Source organism: Pengzhenrongella sp., from assembly GCF_036565025.1.
GTDB lineage: Bacteria > Actinomycetota > Actinomycetes > Actinomycetales > Cellulomonadaceae > Pengzhenrongella.
In genome coordinates this window covers 1-7,650 of the sequence record NZ_DATCNW010000293.1, presented here as the reverse complement: position 1 = coordinate 7,650, position 7,650 = coordinate 1, and the positions used below count along the sequence as shown (strand labels likewise).

Genomic DNA, 7,650 nt, shown 5'->3' with positions numbered 1-7,650 from the left:
CCGCGCGAAGTCGCGGAACTCGTCCGCGGGCATGGTGCGGGCCTGGGCGAGCAGGAACTGCTCCCCGGAGTCGCTCGCCGGGTCGACCAGCGCGTCGCGGCGCGCCGCGCTGGTCGCGGCGGTCCGCACGAGGATCTCGGCGACCTCGGTGTTGACCCGCCCCGGCCCGCCGGACACGACCGCGTGGGCGGTCAGCGGCAGCTCGTCGCGCAGCGCCCGCCCCAGGCGCGTCAGCCGGTGCGCCCGCGCGCGGGTGACGTGCAGCCGGTCGGCGACCCACGCTGGGAACGTGCGGGCATCGATGGCCCACAGCCCGTCGGAGTCCACCACCGGCAGTGCCCGGGCCGCGATCGCGGTGAGCCGGTCACCCTGCTCGTACGTCACGTCGAAGAATTTCAGGGCTCCCGCCCCGTCGAGGTCCCGCGGCACGACCCCGGCGACGGAGTCGGTGCACGCGGTCATCACGGCCAGCTTGTCGGCCAGGGACAGATCAGCGAGCATTTCGATCACGAGTGCCGCGCCGGTGCGCGAGTAGTCGCTGTCGTCGAATGCCATCTCGCACCCCCCGCTGCCGATCTCGCGATTTCTGCTGCGATCGATTCTACCGGAAACCACCGACATTGAAAGAGGCGTGCGCCGATATTCGGCAACGATTCGGCAACGATTCGGCAACAATTCCGGGACCTCCGGGCCCGATCTGTGGATTACCTCACGCAATGGCTGCCTGGGGGTGGATTTCCGGACGTTCCGAAGATTCTCGACAATGGTGTCCGATGCCACAGGCGTTCAGCCACCAACCCTCCTTCGAGAAGTCGATTTCCGCCCATCCCGAGGTGCCCGGATGGGCGAATATCGACTTCTCGACGGGCGCGGGCCGGATCTCGGCGGGCGTCTCGTGACGCTTGGTGGATGGTGGATCGCGGGGCTGCGTCAGCCGATGTCGGGCAGGACCCGGAGGGCGCGCAGGAGGTGCCGCGCGCCTCGTCGTTCTCAGGTGAGCCGGAGCTCACCCACCCGCACTGCCCCGCTCAGCACCAGCCGCACGTCCACGACCCCCGTCCCGAGCCGCTCCCATGCAGGGCCGGGCTCGAGCGTGACGTCGCTCCAGGTGTGCCGCCCACCGGTCGACGGCGCGTCGGCGGTCGCCGCGGTGAGCCACGTGCCCGGGGCGCCGGCGACCTCGACCCGCACGTGCGCGTTGCCGCCGCGCGTGCGCGCCAGGGCGAGCGTGCCGGCCCGTGCGCCCGACGCGTCGACGTCGCGGAGCACAACCCAGCCCGAGGTTGCTCGAGCGGCGACCTGGACGGCGTCGCCCTCCTCGCGTGTGCGCTCGGCGATCTCGATCGCGCCCGCGTCGTCGAAGTCGACCGCGCGCAGCGCCCGCCCGAGCGCGGCGCGTGGCGGGACGGCCTCGCCGTGGACCTCCAGGTCGCCGCGCAGCGGCAGGTCGGCGGACGAGCGGCCGGCGAGCACGCCGTACCGCCCGGGCTCCGTGACGAACCTGTCCCTCGTCACGTCCCAGATCGACAGGTCGGCGGCTCGGACCGGAAGGGTGACGACGGCGGAGGCCCCCGGCTCGAGGTCGACCCGCGCGTGCCCGACGAGCCGGCGGCCGGGAACCTGCAGGCGGTGGTCGTCGGCGGTGACGTAGAGCTGGACGAGTTCGGCCACGGGTCGCGACCCCACGTTCGTCACGTGCACGCGGGCCTCGACGACCGGGCCGCTCGGATCGTCGGCGTCGAGCGTCGGGCTGGACAGCTCGATCGCGCTGTACTCCACCCGCGAGTAGCTCAGGCCGTGCCCGAACGCGTACAGCGGGTCGTGCCGCGCGTACCAGTAGGTCGATCCGGCGGCGATGACGTCGTAGTCGAACAGATCGCCGATGTGTGCCTCGTCGGCGACCCAGCTCTGGGCGAGCCGGCCGGTGGGCTCGAGGTCGCCGGTGAGCACGTCGACCAGCCCGTGGCCGAGCTCTTGCCCGCCGTGCGAGGACCACACGACCGCCGCGGCGTCGTCGGCCACCTCTCCCAGGACGTAGGGGTAGGAGGACACGACGGCGAGCACGGCGCGGGGGTTGGCCTCGCGCGCGGTGTTCCAGATCTCGTGAAAGGCGTCAGGCAGCCGCAGGTGCGGGCGGTCCTCGGTCTCCCGGCCGAGCAGGTGCGGGTCGTTGCCGACCGCGACCACGACGACGTCGGCCCACGCAGCGGCGGCGGCGACCTCGGCGTGCCCGGCGCGCACCGTGCGCACGGCGAACCGTTCGGCGCTCGACGCATCGGGCGCCTCGGCGACCAGGGTGCCGGCCGCGTCCCGCTGGACGCGCAGCCACTTCCCGGAGCCGACGTGCTGTACCGACCAGGTCCCGTCCTCGTGGGTGTGGGTGCGGAAGCTCTCCTGGGCGACCCACCCGGCGACGCGGGTCGAGTCCGCCCGGACGAGCCCGCCCGCACCCGACCACAGCAGACCGGTGCCGACGGCGCGCAGCGTCACGAGCCCCTCACCCCACTGGGCGACGTCGAACTGGGCGTCGGTGCCGGCGGTCGACCCGTCGGCGAGCAGGGGAGTCGCGGCATCGACCTGACGCACGTAGCGCCCGGTCGTGAGCGAGCGCAGCGCGACCCGGTCGGCGCCGTCGGCCACGCGCACGCTGCCCGCCCCGAGCCGCTCGGTGAGCGCCTCCGCGATCCCGACCAGGTACGGCGGGGTGCCGGAGTACCAGTCGGTCAGCACCCGCTCGGCGAGCGGGCCGACGACGGCGATCGTCGCAGCCGGAGCCAGCGGCAGGATGCCGTCGTTCGCGAGCACGACGACCGAACGGGCGACGGCCTCGCGCGCGAGCTCGCGGTGCGCGGGCAGGTCGATCTCGTCGGCACCGGTGCCCGCGTAAGGGTCGAGGTCGGGGTCGAGCTCGCCGGTCGCGAGCCGCAGCATGAGCTGGCGAAGCACGGAGCGGTCGATCTCGGACTCGGTGAGCAGGCCCCGGTCGAGGGCCGTGGTCAGGTGAGCGATCACCGGCGTGGCGTCGGGGCCGTTGTCGGTGAAGGAGTCCACCCCGGCGCGCACCATCGCCGCGTGGCTCTCGACGTGGTCCGGGAAGTAGCGCTCGAAGGTGACGAGGTTGCTGGGCGCCGCGGCGTCGGACACCACGAGCAGCGAGGCGTCGGTCCAGCTGCGCAGCTCGTCGAGCAGCTCGCGCGCGACGTGGTTGGGACGGCCGTTGACGAGGTTGTACGACGGCATCACCGCGCCGACGACGCCCGCCTCGATCGGCCCGCGGTAGGCGGGCAGCTCGTACTCGTGCAGGACGCGCGGACGCAGCTGCGAGCTGGTCACACAGCGGTCGTCCTCGTTGTTGTACGCCAGGAAGTGCTTGAGCGTCGGCACTGTCCGCCAGTACACCGGGTGATCCCCGCGAAGGCCGCGGGCGTAGGCGCCGGCCAGCTCGGCGGTGAGGTGCGGATCCTCGGAGTAGCCCTCCTCGTTGCGCCCCCACCGGGGATGGCGCAACGGGTTGACGACGGGCGCCCAGACGTTGAGGCTCACGCTCGGATCCGCGGCGTGCTTGGCGCGCAGCTCGGTGCCCACGACCGCGCCGATCCGCGCTAGCAGGTCGGGGTCCCAGGTCGCCGCGAGGCCGACCGGCTGCGGGAACGTCGTCGCGTCGCCGAGCCACGCGACGCCGTGCAGCGCCTCGGCGCCGGTGTGGAACGCGGCGAGCCCGAGCCGCTCGACGGCGGGCGCGTGCTGGTGCAGGAGTGCGATCTTCTCGCCGAGCGTCAGCCGCGCGAGCAGGTCGCGGGCACGCTCGAGCATCGGTTGGGTCGTGTCCGCGTAGGCAGGCCGCGCGCTGTCGGTGAGCTGGACGTCGTCGTCGGGCACAGGTGGATCCTCGTCGTCGCGGGAGTGGGTCGTAGGAGCCGATTGCGAGACCGTCGCTCACGGGTAGCTGAGATCGTCAGGAATCGGCGATGATCTTCGAATCGGTTCGACGAGAGCGGCTGGCGCTGTCGGGGACCCATCTCGCCGGTCGCGCGACGTCGCCTGCTCTCATGCTGCCTGTCATCGTGCGTGATCGCTGCGTCGGTTGCAAGGGGGTAGCGCCGTACGCGAAGTGCGCGTACTCTCGCGGAAAGCGAACTCGTCGAACCGCTTCGACGCTAGGCCGCACAGAGCTGATCACCGACGATCGTGCCCGGCCCCGGATTGCCCCGTGAACGTGCGTTCCCACAAGGAAGTGAAGTGCGCTGATGAACACCACACAGCTGGCCTCTGCGAGCAGACAGGTCGGGGAGATCGCCGTTCGTCGGCGTTCGTTCCTGCGCATGATCGCGGCGGGGGCCGCCGTCGTCGGCGTGCCGTCGCTGCTCTCGGGCTGCGCGGCACAGGCGCCCACGGGCGCCGCACCCGCCGCGGCGGACGCCGGGAAGGTCATCCCGAGCTACTTCCCGGTCGACTACGTGAAGCCGGACTTCCCGAGCGTGAAGGGCTCGGTGCCCGGGTACCTGAAGCTGCCGGAGAAGTTCGTGCAGTCGGTCCCGAAGGTCCCGGGCAGCGGTGCGTCGTTCAAGGCAATGACCCCGCTGTGGGGCACGATCCCGCCCACCAAGGGCAACCAGTACTACAAGGCCGTCAACGACCTGCTCGGGTCGACCATCGAGTTCCAGATCACCGACGGCAACACCTACGGCGACAAGCTCGCGACCGTGCTCGCCTCGTCCAAGGACGTGCCCGACTGGGTCTGCGTGCCGACCTGGAACCTCCCGGCGCGGTTCGGCTCGGAGATCGTCGGGAACGTGTTCGAGGACCTCACCCCGTTCCTCGCGGGCGACAAGGTCAAGGCCTACCCGAACCTGGCCAACATCCCGTCCGCCGCCTGGAAGTACTGCGTGTTCAACGGCAAGCTCTACGGGCTGCCGTTCCCGGGCGGGATCCTCTCCGACGCGATCTTCTACCGCAACGACCTGCTCAAGAAGATGGGGATCTCGCCGGACGTGAAGAACGGCGACGACCTGCTCGCCCTGGCCAAGGAGCTCACCGACGCCAAGGCCGGGCGTTGGGGCACCGACGACCTGTGGACCGCCGCCACGCTGATGCACGGCGTCGTCCCGAAGTGGAAGGTCGACGGCGGCAAGCTCGTGCACCGCGTCGAGACCGACGAGTACCGCGCGGCACTCGCGTGGAACGCCAAGCTCTTCGCATCCGGCGTCGTGCACCCCGACGCGCTGGCCGGCCAGGACGGCGAGGCCAAGTCACGCTTCCAGTCGGGCAAGACGCTGATCGCCAACGATGGCCTCGGCGGGTGGAACGAGGCGCTACGTGACAACCTCGCCGCCAACCCGACCTACGCCCAGCAGCCGTTCGACCCGTTCGCGGCCGACGGCGGCACCCCGGTGCTGTTCAAGACCAACCCGACCGGCATCTTCTCGTTCCTGAAGAAGACCGACGACAAGGCCAAGATCAACGAGCTGCTCGGCATCGCCAACCTGCTGGCCGCGCCGTTCGGCACCTCTGAGTGCAACCTGATCACCAACGGGGTCGAGGGCGTGCACTACACCAAGGACGCCAAGAGCGGCCTGCCGGTCCCGACGCCGCTGGCCGCCAAGGAGCTCCAGCCGACCTACATCTTCCTGGTGGACGGCCCGATCGCCGAGACCCACGTGCAGTACCCGGGCTACGTCGACGCCATCTCGACCTGGCAGACCAAGGCCGCCGACTTCGTCGTCGAGCCGGCGTTCTTCGGCCAGCAGATCTCCGAGCCCCAGCAGTTCGGCTCGCTCGCCCAGCCGTTCGTCGACCTGGAGAAGGACATCTCGCGCGGGCGCAAGACGCTCAAGGACCTCGACGCGGCGATCGCCACGTGGAAGTCCTCCGGCGGTGACGAGCTGCGCAAGTTCTACCAGGACATCCTGGACAAGGCGTGACGCTCCCCGCGCTACGCGGCAGCCCCGTCGCGCCCGACCCGGTGCGCGACGCGGCGGTCCGCAAGGCCGCCCCGAAGAAGGCCGGACCCGTCCGCAAGATCGGCTGGCGCACCCGCCTCAAGCAGGACCGCACGCTGCTGATCATGGTGGCGCCCGCGGTGCTGCTGCTCGTGGTCTTCGCCTACGTGGCGATGCTCGGCAACGTCATCGCGTGGCAGAACTACTCGCCGTACACGGGGTTCCTGCACAGCCCGTACGTGGCGTGGGCGAACTTCGCGCGCGTGTTCAGCAACCCGCTGTTCCTCGATGCCGTGCGCAACACCCTGACGATCACAGCGTTCCAGCTGGTGTTCTTCTTCCCGGTGCCGATCTTCCTCGCGCTGCTGCTGAACTCGGTGATGACCCCGAAGATCCGCACCGTCATCCAGTCGATCGTCTACCTGCCGCACTTCTTCTCCTGGGTGCTCGTGGTGACGCTCTTCCAGCAGATGCTCGGCGGGGCGGGCCTGCTCAGCCAGACCCTGCGGCACCACGGCTACGCGGCCTTCGACGTGATGACCAATCCGCACGCCTTCCTGGTGCTGATCACGATGCAGTCGGTCTGGAAGGACGCGGGCTGGGGCATCATCATCTTCCTCGCGGCCCTGGGCACCGTCTCGCCGGAGCTGTACGAGGCGGCCGCCGTGGACGGCGCGAATCGCTGGCACCGGATCTGGCACATCACGCTGCCGGCCCTGCGTCCGGTGATCCTGCTGCTGCTCATCCTGCGGCTCGGTGACGCGCTGTCGGTCGGCTTTGAGCAGCTCATCCTGCAACGCGCGGCGGTGGGCTCGGGGGTCTCGGAGGTCATCGACACGTACGTGTACTTCCAGGGGGTGGTCAACGGCGACTGGAGCTTCGCGGCCGCGGCGGGCCTGGTCAAGGGCGTCGTCAGCCTCGGGCTCGTACTCGGAGCGAACAAGCTCGCCCACGCGTTCGGAGAAGACGGGGTTTACAAGAAGGCATGAGCCAACAGATCCTCACGACCTCGCGCGCCGCGGACACCGTCCCGGTTGCGCGCCGCAAACGGCGCAACAAGCACCGCCCCGTCTGGGAAGAGGAGCCGACCCGGTTGGGCGCCGCCGGCAAGGGCGTCGTGCTGACCTGCGTCGTTCTCGTCGTCCTGTTCCCGCTGTACACGGTGCTGCTCACGAGCATGTCGACCCAGGCCGAGACGATCGCGGCCGGCGGACTGGTGACCGTGCCCGGTGACCTCACGCTCAACGCGTACAAGGAGATCCTCTCCGGCGGCATCGTCACCCGAGCCGTCCTGGTCAGCACCGGCGTCACGACGGTGGGCACCCTGCTCTCCACGGTCGTCTCGATCCTCGCCGCGTACGGGCTGTCCCGGCCGCGCTCGTTCGGGCACCGGCCGATCCTGTTCGTCTTCCTCATCACGATGTTCTTCGGCGCCGGCCTCATCCCGACCTACCTGCTGGTCAGCTCGCTCGGGCTGATCGACTCCTACTGGGCGCTCATCCTGCCCGGCGCCGTCTCGGCGTTCAACGTGCTGATCCTGCGCAACTTCTTCATGGGCATCGAACCGGCCGTGCTCGACGCCGCCCGGATCGACGGGGCCGGGGACTGGCGCATCCTGGGCAAGATCGTGCTGCCGATGTCCCGGGCCGCCGTCGCCGTCGTCGCGCTGTTCTACGGCGTCTCGTACTGGAACGCGTTCTTCAACGCGGTC

6 protein-coding genes are annotated in these 7,650 nt (G+C 70.4%); 4 read left to right on the top strand and 2 right to left on the bottom strand.

Annotated elements, in window-relative coordinates; all coding sequences use genetic code 11:
• Nucleotides 1-555, bottom strand: a 555-nt coding sequence (locus VIM26_RS16985) for a DUF222 domain-containing protein (protein WP_331953302.1), incomplete at its 3' end; no start/stop codon positions are given.
• 218 nt (nucleotides 556-773) lie between these two features.
• On the opposite strand from VIM26_RS16985, the gene VIM26_RS16980 reads away from it, so the two are divergent.
• Complete coding sequence (locus VIM26_RS16980) at nucleotides 774-899, top strand: hypothetical protein (protein ID WP_331953300.1); 126 nt, start codon at nucleotides 774-776, stop codon at nucleotides 897-899.
• A 91-nt stretch (nucleotides 900-990) separates the two neighbouring features.
• Here the strand turns inward: VIM26_RS16980 and VIM26_RS16975 are convergent, their stop codons facing one another.
• Nucleotides 991-3,813 carry a glycoside hydrolase family 3 C-terminal domain-containing protein gene (locus VIM26_RS16975; RefSeq protein WP_414696508.1) on the bottom strand — a complete coding sequence of 941 codons (2,823 nt, stop codon included), beginning with the start codon at nucleotides 3,811-3,813 and terminating at the stop codon, nucleotides 991-993.
• 434 nt (nucleotides 3,814-4,247) lie between these two features.
• Here VIM26_RS16975 and VIM26_RS16970 point away from each other — a divergent pair, with 434 nt between their 5' ends.
• From VIM26_RS16970 to VIM26_RS16960, 3 genes are all read left to right on the top strand, one after another.
• Nucleotides 4,248-5,921 (top strand): extracellular solute-binding protein, encoded by a 1,674-nt coding sequence (locus tag VIM26_RS16970; protein ID WP_331953296.1) that lies wholly within the window; start codon nucleotides 4,248-4,250, stop codon nucleotides 5,919-5,921.
• Complete coding sequence (locus tag VIM26_RS16965) at nucleotides 5,918-6,928, top strand: ABC transporter permease (protein WP_414696507.1); 1,011 nt, start codon at nucleotides 5,918-5,920, stop codon at nucleotides 6,926-6,928. The genes VIM26_RS16970 and VIM26_RS16965 overlap by 4 nt, the downstream gene beginning before the upstream one ends.
• On the top strand, nucleotides 6,925-7,650 hold a 726-nt coding region (locus VIM26_RS16960), incomplete at its 3' end, for a carbohydrate ABC transporter permease (protein ID WP_331953294.1). The genes VIM26_RS16965 and VIM26_RS16960, both read left to right, overlap by 4 nt.